This is a genomic window from Demequina lutea (assembly GCF_013409005.1).
Classification (GTDB): Bacteria; Actinomycetota; Actinomycetes; order Actinomycetales; family Demequinaceae; genus Demequina; species Demequina lutea.
Genome location: NZ_JACBZO010000001.1, coordinates 1922668 through 1937042, shown reverse-complemented (window position 1 = coordinate 1937042; position 14375 = coordinate 1922668). Strand labels below are relative to the sequence as shown.

Sequence of the window (14375 nt, the reverse complement as noted above, 5' to 3'; positions counted from 1 at the left end):
CAGACGGGCTAGTCCGTTGGCGACGGAGGAATTAGACTGTGCTCACCTAGAAGTGTGAAGGAGGTCACGATGCCGCTGTCTGAACACGAGCAGCGAGTGCTCGAGCAACTCGAGCGCGACCTCGGCGCGGACCCGAAGTTGGGCCGAAGCATGGCGAGGGGTTCCCGCAATCGGGGGCGTATCGCTTTGGGCGTCATCGGCGTGATCGCCGGCCTAGGGGTCGTCCTCATCGGCGTCGTTGCGGCGATCGTGCCACTGGGAATCGTCGGTTTCGCGCTCATGACCGCCGCGGCGATGTGGGCCATTTTTGCTCCCACGCGACCGTCACTCTCTGTGGTCGGCAAGTCGAAGTCTTCAGCTCGTTCTCAGCGGGCCAAGGAACCCTTTATGCGCCGTGTCGAACATCGGCTTGAGCGGCGCCGCGAACAGGGCGACCTTTAGCGTCAAGGCCCCTCGCTTGAGCGGCTGCGGCGACGATATCTTCCGCCCATTCCGTGATCGTTTCCACGTCTAGGGCCGTACCGGTGGGGGCGTAGCGGTAGTCGGCTACCGCGTTCGACATCGTGGTGAACTTTTTGAGAATGTCTAGGGGCAGGAACGCGCCTTCGGTAGCGAGAGCCCTGGTGACGTAGTCAACGGCCTCCGAGGGAGTGAGTGACAGCGGCCACGCCGTATCGGGCGGAAGGCCCTCCCTCACTGTCGACCACACCGTCTCCGGCGTGGTCTCTTGCCACTCGCCGGAGTGCCTGCGTTTCAACCACCACGACACGCCGCCAAGGGCGATTGCCGCCAGGACGACGAGGATGACGATGAGCGGCCAGGGGACCGAACCGGTGGCGGGGGCGTCCACGGATGAAGGCGAGTTCCCGCCGGGGTCTGCGGGTCGGTGTGCTCCCGAAGGAGCCGCCGTAGGAATCGTGATTCCACCAGAGCCGGTGCCGGTTGGGTTCCCCACGGGATCGGCGTAACTTGGCCTGGGACCCGTTTGGACTGCCGGGGTTGGTTCGAAACGAACCCAGCCCTCGCCCGCGAAATACAACTCCGGCCAGGCGTGGGCGTCACCCCCGCGGACGACGTACGCACTGTCGGTGCTTGCCTCTCCTGGAAGGAAGCCGACCGCGAGACGAGCAGGAATGCCGAGCGAGCGCGCCAACATGATCATTCCGGTGGCGAAGTGAATGCAGTACCCCTCGCGCTTGTCAAGGAACACCGACACCGAATCGGATCCCGAGGGATCGACTGAAGTGGAGTACGTGAAGTTGGCGGGATCGCGGAAGTACTCCTGGAGCGCAAGCGCCTGGTCGTAGCGGGTCGTCGCCTTGGCCGTGATTTCGGTGGCGAGGGCAAGGAATCGCTTGCTGTCGGTATCGGCAGGGATGTTTACGTACTTGGCGCCGAGAAGGGCATCATCACTCGACGCGTTGCCCAGTGCGCGCAGCGTGTCCGCGTTGAAGTAGTTTAGGTCGGCACTGAAGGAATAGTCGAGCCCGGTGGTCTTGTCGGTGGAACTGGAGACGGTGTCTTGGCTCGGCGAATATGTCCACGAGCCAGGCACATCGACGGTGCGCGGCACTGTGGGCAGGGGCAAGTGATCGGAGATGAGACCCCGAATGCTCACGTCGACGCGGTCGAGCTGATGCGCATTCCAGTCGGGCACCGGGTTTGACCACAGCACCGAGGTGATCGGGACGTGGCCACCATCGGATTTGTCGAGCGACCATTGTGTGCCGTCGAAATTGGTCACCGTGTAGAGCCTAAACACATCGGGTCTTGCGCCCGTCGAGACGTACACCAAGACCGGCGAGGAGGAGTTTGCCGTCAGTGAGTTGCGCAGGTCGCTTGTCGGGTTGAGGCGTGTGGACGTGTCGAGTCCATTGGGTGTGGTGAACCGGGGAATGATGCCCCAGCCGTTCCCTCCTAGGGCGGACGGGGCGACGAGCGCCACGAGCACGACGGTTGCGGCGGCCGCCGTGACCGCACCCACGGTCGACGGCCGTGCGGCCGCGCCGGTGGGTCGCTTTGTCAGTGCAAGCAGGATGACCCAGCACGCGATGGCCGCGAGCAACATGCCAATGGAGACCCTGTTCTGGAGGGTGATGGCTGGCATCCACGGCACGATCAGGACCAGACCAGACACGGCAGCAGCCCGCCAAGATACCGCCAGGTGTTCGGCGACTAGGAAGATCGCGAAGGCGCCGCCCATGACGAGCGCGAGCAGGGGTCTGTTGATCTCGGCAGGAGCGACGGTGGTTGCGGCAACATGGATCCCCTCACGTACGGCGCTCGCGAGGTCATGAAGCCCCGACGGGGTGGGGAAATAGCGAACCTGGCCTTCGGGGCCACGTGCGAACGCGGGGATGCTGACGAGCACGGCGATCACGGCGCCGACGACGGTGGGGAGGAGGCGTGAACGCGACACCATGCGGGTGATGGAGACGGCGACGGTCACGACGACCATGAGCATGATGGTGGTGCCGAGCCACGGGCCCCACACGATCATCGTGGTGAGTCCATTGAAGCCAAGGAGCACCGCGACGGCGACCACGGGGGTCGCGTACCAAGGGGCTCTCGTGCCTCTGATGAGGTCGTTCATTCGATGTCCCCCGCAGTGAGGAGAATCGTCCAGATGGCTGCAAGATCATCGCTCGTAGTTGCCGTCGTCGCCCTCCAACCGGAGCGGCGAAGTGCGGTCGCGCAATGGGCGGCGTCTTCGTCGCTGTCGGACTCGGAGCGGACGATGGCCCAGGCGTGACCTGCTTGGCCGAGCGGGGCAAGCGCCTCGAGGCACGCGGAATCGAGAGGGTCGAAGACTCCCACGAGAACCTCGCCCTGGACCAGGTCGTCTCCCGCGTGATTGATCGCGCGCAGGAGCTGCTCGGTCGATGTGTGGTGACTAGCAGGGCTTGTCAGGTCGATCGTTTGGTTGAGCAATTCGACGCGAGCCTCTTCGGGGTGCCGCTTGCCCAAGTGGTGTCCGCGCTCGTTGGTGAGCGTGCCGCCGAGGAGTCGAACGGGGTGACCAGAGCCTAGAACGGATACCGCGATCGACGCAGCCGCGGAGATCGACCATTCCAGTGCTTCGGCAGCCGAAGGGATGTCGAGGAGGACGGTGGCTGGTCGTCGCCCTGCGCGCTCGTCTGAGCGAACCTGCATCGTGCCGGTCCTTGCGCTCGAGGGCCAATGGACCCTGCGGAGGTCGTCGCCTTCCCTGTACTCGCGGAGGGAGGCGTCGTCGGGAGCGGGGCTTCGCGCGCCGAGCACGACGCGGTCGGAGTGGCCCATAAGGGCGCCGGCGGTGGCGCTCAGGTCCACGATCGCCGGCCACACAGGAATGAGTTCGGCCGGCCCGACGGCGGTATCCGCCCAGAAGACTCCCAGGGGTTCGGATGAGTGAACCAAGGCGGGCCCCAGCGGCCATCGGCCCCTGCGCGAGGGCAAGAGCGCATAACTGAGGGACAGCTTCTCGGGAGTGCGGCTCACGGTGGCCTTGGTTCCCAGCCCGCCGGTGAGCTCGGCCGACGCCTGTTCGCGAATGTCGAGCGCCTCGGTGAGTGCCCTGCGTACCGTCGCGCCGCTACTGCGCCTCGAGGCCGAACTTATCGACACCGTCACGCGACCGGGAACGCCGACGGTGAGCGGGCGTGGCGTCACGTCGCGCCTGGCGTAGGGGAATTGGGCAAGGAAGCTGTTCACCGCGAGCAGCATCCACAGGCCCGCGACGGCCACCACGCTCACCATCGCTACGCCGATGTAGACGAGCGGCGGCGCGGAAAAGCCCACGCCCAGCCCGCCGACGACCACGCCGGACGCACTCAAGCCGATGCCTCGTGAGGTGAGGACCGTGTCGGACTTGGCTCGCGTTGCCATTGCTACACCGAGGTCACGCGCACGCCGACGTTGACGGCCGCCTCACGCTTCTTGGGCAGGTCGCGCGCCTCGGTGGGGACCGTGGTGCGCGCGAGGATCTCGCCGAGGATCTTCGAGGCGCTGTGTCCCGCGAGTCGCGCCTCCGTGTTGGGGATTAGGCGGTGAGCGAGCACGGGTTGCACGAGCGCCTTGATGTCGTCAGGGAGGACGTGATTGCGACCCGACATCGCGGCCCTTGCCTTCGCGGCGGCCAGCAGTTGCAGGGCCGCGCGGGGAGAGGCGCCGAGCCGGAGCGACGATTCGCGGCGCGTGGCGGAGACGAGGTCGACGATGTACTGCTTGATCGCGGGAGCCGCGTAGATCCGCTGGGCCGTCCGAATCAGGCGCTCCATCGTGTCGCCGTCGCATACGGGCCTGACCGCGCTCAGGGGATCGGCGCCGTCGTGGTTATCAAGCATCGTCATTTCGTCCGCGGCCGACGGGTACCCGACGGACACCTGCGCCATGAAGCGGTCGCGCTGCGCCTCGGGAAGGGGGTAGGTGCCCTCCATCTCGATGGGGTTCTGGGTGGCGACCACGATGAAGGGCCTGGGGAGGGGGCGCGTGTGCCCGTCGACCGTCACTGCCCGCTCTTGCATGGACTCGAGCAGGGCGGACTGGGTCTTGGGCGACGCGCGATTGATCTCGTCGGCGATCACGACGTTCGCAAACACGGGTCCCGGTCGGAACTCGAAGCGGTGGTCGTCCGAGCGATAGATGCTCACGCCAGTGACATCGGAAGGGAGCAGGTCTGGGGTGAATTGCAGGCGCCCCACCGTGCAGTCGATGCTCGCCGCGAGGGCCCTGGCGAGGGTCGTCTTGCCGACGCCTGGCACGTCCTCCATGAGGAGGTGCCCCTCTGCGAGCACCACCGCAAGAGCGGCGGTGATCACCTGATCGAGGCCTGAAAGCACCGTGGTGATCGACTGACGGATCTGGCTCGTGACGTGGGCGACTTCGGCAAGTTCCGCCTCTGTCGGGAGGGGCTGGGTCATTAACGCTCCTTCGCGGTCTCCACCGAGCCTAATTCATGGAGCGGCGCAAGCAGTCCTCCACTTGAATTCTTCCATTATTACCAGGTACTAAAGTGAATTTCGTCACCTGTTTGGTGAGAATCTCGGATTTTGTGGAGTGTTGTGGAGTAAGGTGGAGCGTGCTGGCGAGTCGTGGCGCGAGGGAGGTGAGCCGTGGTTGATGAGTTGACGCATGGCCTAGGCCCCACAGGGGTCTTCCTTGGCACCTTCACGCCCAAGCTCGACGACAAGGGAAGGCTGATACTTCCCGCCAAATTCAGGGGACGCCTTGCTCAGGGCCTCGTCGCGACGAGGGGGCTCGACCGCTGCGTCTTCCTCTTGCCCGTGGACGAGTTCATGAGGATGCACGAACGACTGCGCCGCGCGCCCCTCGAGAACAAGCAGGCCAGGGACTACATGCGCAACTTCTTGGGCCATGCCCAAGACGACGTGCCGGACAAGCAGGGACGGATCCTGCTCGCCGCGCCGTTGCGGGACTACGCATCGCTTACTCGCGATGTGGCTGTGGTGGGTATGGGTTCGCGCGTCGAGGTGTGGGACGCGCAGGCATGGCAGAACTACCTCGCCGACGGCGAGGACGCGTACTCCGCAACAGCGGAGTCGTTGCTGGGAGAGACCTAGCGACGCGCGCCGAGGCCTCCAGCCGAGCCCCTCTGACGGACTTCCCCCCGCCAGAGGATTCGGAGGGAGACCTCGATGCGTGTCGGTCATAAGGAGACGTTGTTGAACGAGACAGCTAGTCGGCACACGCCGGTCATGCTCGGCCGGTGCGTCGAGTTGCTGTCACCTGCCCTCGTGAACCCGGGAGCGGTCGTCATCGACGCAACCCTGGGCATGGGGGGCCACGCCGAGGCCCTCCTCAAGGCGCACCCGGACCTCACGGTGGTGGGGATTGACAGGGATCGCGACGCGATCTCGCTGGCGACCGCGCGCCTCGCGTTCGCGGGCGACCGATTTGCCGCTCACCACGGCACCTATGACGACATCGACGGTGCGCTTGCCCGCGTCGGCGCAACTCGCGCGGACGGCATCCTGTTCGACCTAGGTGTGAGCTCGCTCCAACTCGACGAGGACGACAGGGGCTTTGCGTACTCCCGAGACGCACCGCTCGACATGCGCATGAATCGGGAAGATCCCGTGACCGCAGCCTCGCTCCTCGCTACCGAAAGCGAAGACGAAATCGCGAGAATCCTTCACGTCTACGGCGAAGAACGCTTCGCTCGCAAGATCGCGCGATCCATCGTGAGGCGCCGTGAGACCGATCCCATCGAGCGTTCGGAGCAACTTGTCGACCTTGTCAGGGCGTGCATCCCCGCTGCGACCAGGACGCCCGGAAGCAACCCCGCAAAGCGTACGTTTCAGGCGCTGCGCATCGCAGTTAACCGCGAGCTTGACGTGCTCGAGGCGGCCATGGTCGCGGCGATCGAGGCGATCGATGTGGGTGGCCGCATCGTGGTGATGAGTTACCACTCGCTCGAGGATCGGATCGTCAAGCACGCCTTTGCGGCCGGTGCCCAGACATCCGCTCCGCCCGGAATGCCCGTCGTCCCGCTCGAGGCACAGCCATACCTCAAGCTGCTCACTCGCGGGGCGGAGAAGGCCTCGGAAGAGGAAATTGCGCTTAACTCCCGCGCCAAGCCGGTCCGTTTGCGCGCCATTGAGCGCACCAGGTCGACCGCGAGGGCCGCATGAGCGCCGCACCCTTGCGTTCCTCGACCGCAATGCGCAGCTCGACGCCACCTCTGCGTTCCGCGCCGACCCGTGAGGCGCCGCGCCGCGAACACCTTCGCCCGGTTCCCGCTCCGCAACACGAGCGCTCGCTCGCACCCTTTGCATGGCTGTGCGTAATGATCGTCCTCGGGGCCCTGGGCGCGGTCTTGGCGCTCAACACCACGATGGCGGGGGGCGCCTACCAGTCGCGCGACCTCACGATCGAGATTGCAGCCCTGCATCAGCAACGCGCCACCGCACTGACCAAGTTGGAGTCGAACGCCGCGCCCGGTGCTCTCGCGCTGCAGGCGCGGTCGCTGGGTATGGTCCCCGCCGATCACATCGGCTTCATCACCCTGGCCACCGGCCAGGTTCTTCAGGCGGGTGGGTGACCATGTCCCGAATCGAACCGCCGTCACGGCCTCGCCGTCCCCAGTCCGAAGCCCCCCGCGACCGTCGGCCTGCGGGCGGTTCTGGCGTGCCGCGCCGCGCGGGAAGTGCGCGCCGGTCATCGACGAAAGTGCCACGCATCGGCACTCCCGCACGGCGCCAGACTCTTCTCTCCTTCGCGTCACTCGTTTTGGTCGGAGTCTTCGCCGCGAGGCTCATCGACGTGCAAATCGTGAGCGCGGCGCCCCTCGCCGAGAAGGCTCTAGCCCAGCGACTGGTGACGGTGGACGTCACCCCCGCTCGCGCGGACATCCTCGACCGCAACGGAGTAGTGCTTGCCACCTCCGTCGTTCGGTACAACCTCACGGTCAACCAGGTCGAGCTTGCCAGTTGGAAGCGCACGGCGGCGGGTCAGGTGACCGCCGCGGGGCCGCTCGACGCGGCCAAGATCCTCGCGCCCATCCTCGGGATGAGCGAGGCCGAGCTGGGGGCGACCTTCGAGGGAAACCAGCCGTTCAAGTACGTCGCGAAGAACCTCACGCCCGAGGTTCTCGACCTCGTCAAGGCCGAGCGCATCTCCGGAATCAGTTGGGAATCAGTGCCGGAGAGGCTCTACCCGAACGGAAACACGGCGGGCAACATCATCGGCTTCATGGCCTACTCCAAGGACAGCAAGGTCAAGGTGGGAGCGGGTGGAATCGAGCAGGCCCTTCAGAAGGAACTCGAGGGTACGCCGGGTTCGATGACCTACGAGCAGAGCAAATACGGCACGATTATTCCCGCGGGAGTCCACTCGGAGACGGCTGCAGTTCCCGGCGAAACGGTCGTGCTGACGATCGACAGGGACATCCAGTACTTCGCCGAGCAGCGGCTCGCGCGGGCATTGTCGGAGACTGGTGCGAGCGGCGGCGTGGTGGTCGTGATGGATCCGAAGACCAGTGAGGTCTTGGCGATGGCGGACTCGAATGCGGTCGACCCGGCCAATCCGGGCGCCACCAGCGCGGCCCACCGCGGTTCGGGAGCCGTGGAGGACGTGTTCGAGCCGGGATCGACCGCCAAGGTCATCACCATGGCCGCCGCGCTCGAGGAGGGCGTCGCGACCCCCACGTCGCAATACGTGGCGCCGTACAAGTACACGGCCCCCAACGGCCAGCAATTCCAGGACTCCGAGGCTCACGCGGACGAGAAACTCACGCTCACCGGTGTGCTGGTGAAGTCGTCGAACACGGGCACCGTGCAAATCGGCTCACAGATGAGCGACGAGACGCGCTACAACTACATGACCGCATTTGGCCTCGGGCAGCGCACGGGCATCGGTCTCGTGTCGGAGTCGCCAGGGATCCTGCACCCGTGGCAAAAATGGGACGGTCGCACCAAGTACGTCACCTCCTTCGGTCAGGGAGTGTCCGTGACCGCGCTCCAGACCGCGCAGGTTTACGGCATCGTCGCGAACGGCGGAGTCAAGGTGGCGCCCACGATCGTCAAGGGTTTCGACAACGCCGACGGCACCTTCACGCCCAAGGAACCAAGCACGCCAGTTCGCGTGATTTCATCGAACACGGCGAGCGAGTTGATAAGCATGCTCACCGAGGTGACACAGGACGGAACGGGGAAGGCCGCGCAGATCCCCGGCTACCTGGTGGCGGGCAAGACGGGCACCGCGCAGGCCGCGGATGCGAATGGCCAGATGACGCGCATCGTCGCGTCGTTCGTGGGAATCGCGCCCGCGGCCAACCCGAGCGTCGTCGTTTCCGTGATCCTGTATGACCCCAAGTCTTCGATCTACGGCGGCGAAGTTGCCGCACCGGTGTTCAAGGACGTGGCAACCTTTGCCTTGCAGACGTTGCGCGTGCCTCCCTCGACGGGAACGCTGACGCAATACCCGATCACCTGGGAGTGACATGACGATTTCGATGCGCCCCGCGCACGTCGAGCCCGTCTCTTTGAGTGAACTCGCGGTGGCGGCGGGTCTCGATCCATCCGCGCTCGATGGGGACGATGTCCTCATCACGGGCGCGACGGTCGATTCGCGCGAGGTTCGGCAGGGAGACCTCTTCGGCGCGTTCGCGGGACTCGTCCAGCACGGCGCGCGCTTCGCGGCTGGGGCGGTCGCGGCCGGAGCGGTCGCCATTCTCACCGACGCCGCTGGGCGTGACATGGTGCGGGCCGAGGGCCTGACGGTTCCCGTGGTGGTCGCGCAGCACACGCGCGCGGCCATGGGCGAGGCTGCGGCGGCCGTCTACGGCCATCCCTCGTCGCGGCTCACGTTTGTGGGAATCACTGGAACGAACGGCAAGACGACCACGAGCTACTTCATCGACAATGCGCTCGCCCAGGTTCACGCGCACAGGGCGGTGCTCGGCACCGTCGAGCTGCGGATTGGGGACGAGGCGATCGAGTCCCCGCGCACGACGGTCGAGGCGCCGGTGTTGCACGGACTTCTTGCCCGCATGCTGGAGGAGGGCGTGACGGCGGCGGTGACCGAGGTGAGTTCGCACGCGGCCGCACTTGATCGCATTGCGGGCGTCGACTTCGCCGTGGCCGTCTTCACCAATCTACAGTGGGACCATCTCGACTTCCACAAGACGATGGACCGCTACCTGGCCGACAAGGCCAAGCTCTTCGCTCCCGGCAGGGCGCGCAGGGGAGTGGTATGCATCGACGACGAGTACGCTCAGCGCCTCGCTCGAGAGGCGCCCATCCCCGTCGAGACGGTCTCGACCAGGCCCGGGTCTCCGCGCGGCGACTGGAATGTTGAGGACGCGCAGGTGGGCCTCGACGGCGTCGGCTCGCAGTTCATTCTGGTGGCGCCTGATGGCACGCGCCACGCGGCCGAGAGCCCGTTGCCTGGCCTCGTCAACGTGTCGAACGCCGCAGTGGCTGTCGTTGCGGCTCACGCCGCCGGCGTTCCCCTGACGGCGGCCATCCACGGCGTCGCGACGGCTCACGGGGTGCCGGGCCGGATGGAGCGCGTGATCGAACGCAGCGACGTCGATCCGCTCGCGATCGTCGACTACGCGCACACGCCCGACGCGCTCACACTTGCCCTTGAGGGGGTGCGCCCCATCACGCCTGGCAAACTCATCCTTATCTTCGGTTCGGACGGCGATCGCGATCAAGGCAAGCGACCCGTCATGGGCGAGATTGCCGCGAACCTGGCCGACGTCATCGTGCTCACCGACGAGAACCCGCGTTCGGAGGAACCGGCCGCAGTGAGAGCCGCCATTCGTGCAGGCATCGAAAAGGTGCGTCCCGATTTGCGCGACGTTCATGAGATCGAGCCGCGAGTAGCCGCGGTCGAATATGGCCTCCGCCTCGGCAAGCCGGGCGACACCGTCATCGTGACGGGCAAGGGGCACGAGCCCACCCAGGAGATCGCAGGCGTGTTCTACAGGTACAACGACCGCGACGCATACCTCCAGGCCCACGCGCGCATCGTCGCGGATCGAATTGCGGACGAGCGCGAGGGGTCATCGTGAGGTCTCTCACCGCCCAGTGGATCGCCAATGCCGTCGGGGGAGTGCTCGTCGCCGACGTCGACACGCTGGTGACGTCGGTAGTGAAGGATTCCCGCGACGCGACGCCAGGGGCGCTCTACGTGGCTTTCGTCGGCGAGCAGGTTGATGGTCACGACTACGTCGGCCAGGCGTTTGCCGCGGGCGGGACGCTTGCGCTCGTGTCGCGAACGATCGACGGACCTCACATCCTCGTCGACGACGTCACGGCGGCGCTGGGCGCCCTGGCCAGGGACTACCTCGCGGCTTTGCGTCACGAGGGCGAGTTGGTGGTCATCGGCATCACGGGATCAAACGGCAAGACGTCGACCAAGGACATTCTCGCCCAAGTGCTCCCGCACGCGGTGGCTCCCGTGGGCAGCTACAACAACGAGATCGGCTTGCCGCTCACCGTGCTCACGGCAGGCCCCGATACTCGCCACCTTGTGCTGGAGATGGGGGCTTCGGCCCCGGGGGACATCGCGTACCTGACGGCGATCGCACCACTTGATATCGCCGTGGTCCTCATGATTGGTTCAGCGCACGCGGGCGGCTACGGCTCGATGGCCGCCCTAGCGGAGGAGAAGGCGACGATTCTCGACGGCGTCGTGCCTGGTGGCACGGGAATCCTCAATGCCGACGATCCCTTAGTCGCGACGATGGTCGGCAGAGCGCCGCGCACAGTGACGTTCGGGTTTGGTGAAGCCACCGTCGCGGGTGTGGGCCGTCGCACGGAGGCAGGGCGCGCCAGATTCTCCGTTCTCGGCCAAGAGGTGGCACTGTCGCTCATCGGTGATCACCACGCGACGAACGCGCTCGCCGCGATCGCGGTGGGCCTCGAGTGCGGAATGTCGGCGGAAGCGGCCGCGGCCGCGGTGAGTTCCGCACTTCCGGCGAGCCCGCACCGCATGGCATTGCGCGAACGCGCCGACGGCGTGCGCATTCTCGACGACGCCTACAACGCATCGCCCGAATCGATGCGGGCGGCGTTCAGGGCACTCAAAGCGGTCGCGGCCGGCGGGAGGACGTGGGCGGTGATCGGCGAGATGCTCGAAATGGGCGACGACTCCATCGCGGCGCATGACTTCCTTGGAGAAGACGCCGTCCGGCTCGGAATCGATCACCTGGTCGTCGTGGGCGTCGGGGCCCGTCCCGCCTTCGTTTCGGCGGTCCGCGAGGGCTCCTGGGGGGATGAGGCCGCGTTCGTCGCTACCATTGACCAGGCTCACGAATTGATTGCGGGCCGTGTCGCACCGGGGGACACCGTCCTGGTCAAGGGATCGCACGGCACGGAGCTGTGGCGATTGGCCGACCAGTTGATCGAGGAGGTTTCATGAGGGCGATAGTGCTCGCAGGGGTGATTTCGACTCTCATCTCCCTGTTCGGCACGCCCTGGGTGATTCGGTACCTCAACAAGCGTCAGTTTGGGCAGTTCATTCGCCAGGACGGACCCGCGTCGCACCACACGAAGCGCGGCACCCCGACGATGGGCGGCGTCGTGATCATCTTCGCGGCTGTCGTCGGCTGGGGGCTGGGAAACCTGATCGCTCATCGCCAGCCGAACGTGTCTTCCGTTCTCGTGGTGGGTTTGATGCTCGGCTTGGGGCTCGTCGGCTTTCTCGACGACGGAATCAAAATCACCAGGGAGCGTTCGCTCGGCCTGAAGGCCAGATGGAAGATCGCGCTTCAGGCCGTGGTGGGAATCACGTTCTCCCTGCTGGCGCTCCAGTTTCCCAACGGACGCGGCGTCTACCCGGCCTCGAAGGCGATCTCGTTCCTGCGGGACACCTCGATGGACTTGGCGATCTGGGGCCCAACTGTCGCCGTCATCGGGTTCGTGGTGTGGTCCAACTTCCTCATCACGGCCTGGTCGAACGCCGTCAACCTCACCGACGGCCTCGACGGCCTCGCGACGGGCGCGGCGATCATCTTCTTCGGCGCCTACGTCCTGGTGAATATTTGGCAGAGCAACCAGCTGTGCGGCGTCAAGAACTTCGACCCCGCCACGTGCTACCAGGTGAGAGATCCGCAGGACCTGGCGATCCTTTCCGCGGCGATTGCGGGGGCGAGCGTCGGCTTCCTGTGGTGGAACACCTCGCCCGCGAAGATCTTCATGGGAGACACCGGTTCCCTGGCGCTCGGTGGCGCCATCGCCGGAATCACGATCGTCAGCCGGACCGAGATTCTGGGTGGCATCATCGGCGGCCTGTTCGTCATCATCGTGCTCAGCTCGGTCATTCAAATCGGCTTCTTCAAGATCTCGGGGGGCAAGCGGGTCTTCAGGATGGCTCCGCTCCATCACCACTTTGAGCTGCTCGGGTGGGGTGAGGTCACGATCGTCACCAGATTCTGGATTGTCGCGATCCTCTTGTCGGGTTTTGGCATGGGGCTCTTCTACGCCCAATGGGTGTCCAACCTGGGCCCAGGCGGCTGATGCTCGACATGATCGCCCCCGCCTCGCCCGACGGCGGAGAGCACCTTGCGGGCGCGCGATTCCTGGTCCTTGGCATGGGCGTCGGTGGAACCTCCACCGTGCGGGCACTCGACGAGGTCGGTGCAAGCGCCGTTTCTGTGGACGCGAACGGTGGCGCCGATGCCACGTCGATCGAGGGGCTGAGGCTCGGCGAATTCGACGCCGTCATGGTCTCCGCGGCATTCGCCCCCCACAGTGCTCCCGTTCTCGCTTGCCAAGCGGCGGGCCTCCCGTTGTGGTCTGAGATGGAGTTCGCCTGGCGAGTACGCGCAAGCGATGCGCCATGGGTCATGGTCACGGGCACCAACGGCAAGACCACCACGACCCAAATGGTGGGCTCCATCGCGACCGCAGCGGGACTCGATGTCAAGGTGTGCGGCAACATGGGCGAACCCGTGATCGACGCCGCACGGGCCGGTCACGGCCTTCTGGCGGTCGAGATTGCGAGCCTCCAGCTTCACTTCACCTCGACGATTTCGCCGGCAGCCACCGTGTGCCTCAACGTCGACAGCGATCACCTCGATTGGCATGGCTCGCTCGAGGCGTACCGCGCCGACAAGGCCCGCGTCTACAGGCATGTGCGCACCGCCGCCGTCTACCCCGCACGTGATCGCCTGGTCGAGGCGATGGTCGAGGAGGCGGACGTCATCGAGGGGTGCAGGGCGGTAGGCGTGACCCTCGGCGCCCCATCGATCTCCCAGCTAGGAGTCGTCGACGGAATCCTGCTTGACAGGTCCTTCGGCGACGCCCGTCACCGCCAGGCCATCGAGATCGGCCATGTGAGTGACCTGCAGCATCTGGTCTCCGGTGATGTTCCGCCCTACCTCGTCACGAACGCGCTCAGCGCCGCCGCGCTCGTACGCGCGGTGGGCGGGTCGCCCGAGGCAGTCGGCGCAGGGCTTCGTGCCTTCTCGCTTGACCACCACCGCACGGCTTTCGTGAGGTGGCTGGACGATGTGGCCTACGTGGACGACTCGAAGGCAACGAACGCGCACGCGGCCATCGCGGCCTTCGGCGGCAGGCCGGCCCGCTCCGTCGTGTGGATCGCGGGAGGACTCGCAAAGGGTCAGACCTTCGACTCGCTCGTAGCGGAGGTTCGTGATCGACTGCGGGCGGTTGTCCTCATCGGCGTGGAAGCGGAGCCGCTGGCCGCCGCGCTCGCCGAACACGCCGCAGACGTCCCCGTGAAGCGCATCGGCCCGGGTGAAACTGTGATGAGTGACGCCGTTGAGGCGGCACGAGAACTCGCTCACCCTGGCGACACCGTGCTGTTGTCTCCCGCGTGCGCATCGATGGATCAATTCCGCGACTACGCGGACCGAGGCGAGGCCTTTGCCGAGAGGGTGAGGTCGCTGGAAGGGAGCTGAG

Annotated in this window: 12 protein-coding genes; 9 read left to right on the top strand and 3 right to left on the bottom strand. The window is 66.0% G+C overall.

All coding sequences use genetic code 11. The features are described from left to right. Positions 1-69 precede the first annotated feature (69 nt). Complete coding sequence (locus tag BKA03_RS09395) at positions 70-441, top strand: DUF3040 domain-containing protein (protein WP_062076111.1); 372 nt, start codon at positions 70-72, stop codon at positions 439-441. Here BKA03_RS09395 and BKA03_RS09390 read toward each other — a convergent pair. The 3 genes from BKA03_RS09390 to BKA03_RS09380 are packed head-to-tail and all read right to left on the bottom strand — an operon-like array spanning position 386 to position 4901. Continuing rightward, on the bottom strand, positions 386-2593 hold the full coding sequence (locus tag BKA03_RS09390; protein WP_062076112.1) for a transglutaminaseTgpA domain-containing protein: 2208 nt from the start codon (positions 2591-2593) through the stop codon (positions 386-388). The genes BKA03_RS09395 and BKA03_RS09390 overlap by 56 nt on opposite strands. Beyond that, positions 2590-3867: a DUF58 domain-containing protein gene (locus BKA03_RS09385; RefSeq protein ID WP_062076113.1), complete on the bottom strand. Its 1278-nt coding sequence runs from the start codon at positions 3865-3867 to the stop codon at positions 2590-2592. The genes BKA03_RS09390 and BKA03_RS09385 overlap by 4 nt, the downstream gene beginning before the upstream one ends. A gap of 2 nt (positions 3868-3869) precedes the next feature. Then, on the bottom strand, positions 3870-4901 hold the full coding sequence (locus BKA03_RS09380) for an AAA family ATPase (protein WP_062076114.1): 1032 nt from the start codon (positions 4899-4901) through the stop codon (positions 3870-3872). Positions 4902-5093: 192 nt separating this feature from the next. Here BKA03_RS09380 and mraZ point away from each other — a divergent pair, with 192 nt between their 5' ends. The 8 genes from mraZ to murD all read left to right on the top strand — a co-directional run bounded on the left by mraZ (position 5094) and on the right by murD (position 14374). Then, entirely contained in the window at positions 5094-5561 is a 468-nt protein-coding gene (mraZ, locus tag BKA03_RS09375; protein ID WP_062076115.1) for a division/cell wall cluster transcriptional repressor MraZ, read from the top strand. Positions 5562-5663: 102 nt separating this feature from the next. Further along, on the top strand, positions 5664-6632 hold the full coding sequence (gene rsmH / locus BKA03_RS09370) for a 16S rRNA (cytosine(1402)-N(4))-methyltransferase RsmH (RefSeq protein WP_257020131.1): 969 nt from the start codon (positions 5664-5666) through the stop codon (positions 6630-6632). Next, complete coding sequence (ftsL, locus tag BKA03_RS09365) at positions 6629-7042, top strand: cell division protein FtsL (protein WP_062076117.1); 414 nt, start codon at positions 6629-6631, stop codon at positions 7040-7042. Before rsmH ends, ftsL begins: the two co-directional genes overlap by 4 nt. Positions 7043-7170: 128 nt before the next feature. Then, positions 7171-8940 (top strand): peptidoglycan D,D-transpeptidase FtsI family protein, encoded by a 1770-nt coding sequence (locus BKA03_RS09360; protein WP_062076118.1) that lies wholly within the window; start codon positions 7171-7173, stop codon positions 8938-8940. Between the two features lies 1 nt (position 8941). Next, a complete protein-coding gene (locus tag BKA03_RS09355; protein WP_062076119.1) occupies positions 8942-10519 on the top strand; it encodes a UDP-N-acetylmuramoyl-L-alanyl-D-glutamate--2,6-diaminopimelate ligase in 1578 nt (525 codons plus the stop codon). Continuing rightward, the gene (locus tag BKA03_RS09350; protein ID WP_062076120.1) at positions 10516-11871 is read left to right on the top strand and encodes a UDP-N-acetylmuramoyl-tripeptide--D-alanyl-D-alanine ligase; all 1356 of its coding nucleotides are present in this window, start codon (positions 10516-10518) and stop codon (positions 11869-11871) included. The genes BKA03_RS09355 and BKA03_RS09350 overlap by 4 nt, the downstream gene beginning before the upstream one ends. Beyond that, positions 11868-12968, top strand: coding sequence for a phospho-N-acetylmuramoyl-pentapeptide-transferase (mraY, locus tag BKA03_RS09345; RefSeq protein ID WP_062076121.1), 1101 nt, complete (start codon positions 11868-11870; stop codon positions 12966-12968). The genes BKA03_RS09350 and mraY overlap by 4 nt, the downstream gene beginning before the upstream one ends. After that, positions 12968-14374: a UDP-N-acetylmuramoyl-L-alanine--D-glutamate ligase gene (gene murD / locus BKA03_RS09340; RefSeq protein ID WP_238579475.1), complete on the top strand. Its 1407-nt coding sequence runs from the start codon at positions 12968-12970 to the stop codon at positions 14372-14374. The genes mraY and murD overlap by 1 nt, the downstream gene beginning before the upstream one ends. Position 14375: the final 1 nt, after the last annotated feature.

Bases quoted from the DNA above. Each gene is read 5' to 3' on its own strand.
- BKA03_RS09395 (WP_062076111.1), top strand. From the start codon at position 70: ATGCCGCTGTCTGAACACGAGCAGCGAGTGCTCGAGCAACTCGAGCGC.
- BKA03_RS09390 (WP_062076112.1), bottom strand. From the start codon at position 2,593: ATGAACGACCTCATCAGAGGCACGAGAGCCCCTTGGTACGCGACCCCC.
- BKA03_RS09385 (WP_062076113.1), bottom strand. From the start codon at position 3,867: ATGGCAACGCGAGCCAAGTCCGACACGGTCCTCACCTCACGAGGCATC.
- BKA03_RS09380 (WP_062076114.1), bottom strand. From the start codon at position 4,901: ATGACCCAGCCCCTCCCGACAGAGGCGGAACTTGCCGAAGTCGCCCAC.
- ftsL (WP_062076117.1), top strand. From the start codon at position 6,629: ATGAGCGCCGCACCCTTGCGTTCCTCGACCGCAATGCGCAGCTCGACG.
- BKA03_RS09355 (WP_062076119.1), top strand. From the start codon at position 8,942: ATGACGATTTCGATGCGCCCCGCGCACGTCGAGCCCGTCTCTTTGAGT.
- mraY (WP_062076121.1), top strand. From the start codon at position 11,868: ATGAGGGCGATAGTGCTCGCAGGGGTGATTTCGACTCTCATCTCCCTG.
- murD (WP_238579475.1), top strand. From the start codon at position 12,968: ATGCTCGACATGATCGCCCCCGCCTCGCCCGACGGCGGAGAGCACCTT.